The organism is Helicobacter vulpis (genome assembly GCF_003660395.1).
Classification (GTDB): Bacteria; Campylobacterota; Campylobacteria; order Campylobacterales; family Helicobacteraceae; genus Helicobacter; species Helicobacter vulpis.
The window spans coordinates 1-1,947 of the sequence record NZ_QXQT01000052.1 but is presented as its reverse complement, the minus strand read 5'-3'; the positions used below and the strand labels follow the sequence as shown (position 1 = coordinate 1,947).

Annotated in this window: 1 protein-coding gene and 1 pseudogene; one reads left to right on the top strand and one right to left on the bottom strand. The window is 47.1% G+C overall.

Features of this window, described 5'->3' with window-relative positions; all coding sequences use genetic code 11:
* Positions 1–304 (bottom strand): annotated as a pseudogene (locus tag EAO38_RS08465) (hypothetical protein); the annotation flags it as partial.
* A gap of 259 nt (positions 305–563) precedes the next feature.
* Between EAO38_RS08465 and EAO38_RS08460 the strand changes: the two are divergent.
* Positions 564–1,673, top strand: a complete 1,110-nt coding sequence (locus tag EAO38_RS08460; protein ID WP_235852592.1) for a phage head morphogenesis protein — start codon at positions 564–566, stop codon at positions 1,671–1,673.
* Positions 1,674–1,947: the final 274 nt, after the last annotated feature.

Genomic DNA, 1,947 nt, shown 5'->3' with positions numbered 1-1,947 from the left:
TCATGTAGTGGCGCTCCCCTCTAGCAAAGAGCCAGAGCGTGAGCATACGGCTTAGCAAAGTGGTTTTATACGCCCCGCGGTAGGCTTTGATGATGCAAATCTTAGAGGCGTTGAGATAGTCCTTAACCCCCTCAAACATGGCGTTTCTAAAAACGCTGGTATCGCCCTCTTGCAGGTGGTGGGCAAAGTAGGTTTTCACAAAGACACCAAAATGGGCCAAAGCTCTTGGCTTGCGCTTGGGGTCGGCGTTCAAGCTGTGTTTAAGGGACTTTAAATAGTCCTTCAAGTCGTTAAAATCGTGCATGTTAGAGTATAGCGCGCTTCAATGAAGGGCTTTGCGCGCCATCCCCTTTTTAGGAGTTCTAGGGATCAAAGCAAAATGGAGCAGAGAGGAGATGGCGGTGAAAAAGGGGTCTGGCACGCTCTAAAGAGTTGCCAGCGCGCATTATAGGGGATTATGCGGGGGTTGTCAAATGTTTAAGGGGGGGTTAAGTTTATTGTTTCTGCAAGCAAATTTGTACTAAACTCCCCCCATGCCCTATTTAGAATCTATAAGCGCATTGATGGCGCGCAAACCTACTTTGATCAAAGATCCTGCTAAATTCAAGTTTGAGGACCATCTAAGGGCGTTTGCTTTGGCCGGAGTGGGGAGCATAGACACGATTATTGATTTTCAAAACGCCTTAGAAAAGGCCATTGCTAATAAACAAACTCTTTATGACTTCATCAAGGCTAACCCGCGTATCGCCCAAAGTTTCAGTAAAAAACGCCTAGAACGCATTTTTAGTTATAACAAAGTCTATAGCCACACACGCGCGAAGATGTTGGGCTATGAGAACACACCCCCCATGGCAGAGAGTGAGGATGGCGATGGGTGGTACTATCTTTTTGAGAGTGAGCTAGATAGTGCGGCACGCCACAAGGCCTATCATGGCGTGTGCTTGCCCCGCAAACATGAGTTCTGGCAAACCCACACCCCCCCGCTTGATTGGGGCTGTAGATGCCGCCTTTCTATGCACTCTAAGGAGGGGTTAAAGCGTTATAACGCCCTGAATGGTACGCATTATCAAATTTCACACACGCCCCCGCCCTCCGTGCGCTCAAAAGATAAGAAAAACGCTTTTGAGGGGGATGTCTATAAGTTTTTACATAACTTCTTTAACGCCAAATTGCAAAAGTACGCCCAAAATAAAGAGGCGATCGCGCGTTTGGCCAATGTGGTACGGGTGTGTGAGGCTAAGAAAATGCGCCTTAAAAAGTTGATAGAACTCTCTAAGAGCCCCGAACAGATTATAGACTTTGCCACCCTCAAGCCTGAGATTATGCAGGTGGTGGGGGCGCATAGTCCCTTAGTGCGTCTTAGCGCACGCACACTCACCACACACCTAGAAAAACACCCTGAAACGGATTTATTTGACTACTATTTAGCGCAAGACATTTTACAAGAACCTATGGCGATTTTTAAAGATAAGGAGGGGAGTAGTGCGCCGGGGGCTCTTAATAATTATCTAATCGGTGTTAAGTTCGGGCGGTGGTACCGGCTATCTATTGGAGTTGAACAAGGAGAAAACCGGTTTAGAAGTTTAGTGCATGGCTCAAAAGTCAGACTGATTAAAAAATTAATGGGGGCAAAACAACTAATCTACAAAAGCAAAGACTTCACGCTAGAGTAAAAATTCACCTGTCCGTATGGAGTTAGAGGAGCACCGCTCTTCTCCTCACGGTGTGCACCCGCGCCCTTATCACGGCGTATAGCTATCCATCCAAACAGGAAAGCTATACTACTTACTTAAACTTATATGCTCCTTAAGCCCAAAATCGCAATTTTAAATCCGGAGGATTGTTTTAATGTACCACCCCGGGGGATTACTTCCTAAGAAGACCAGCAGGGCCTGACCCCCATTTGGGGTACCCCCGTGAGTATCCTAGCTACCAGCGAAGGCGCGT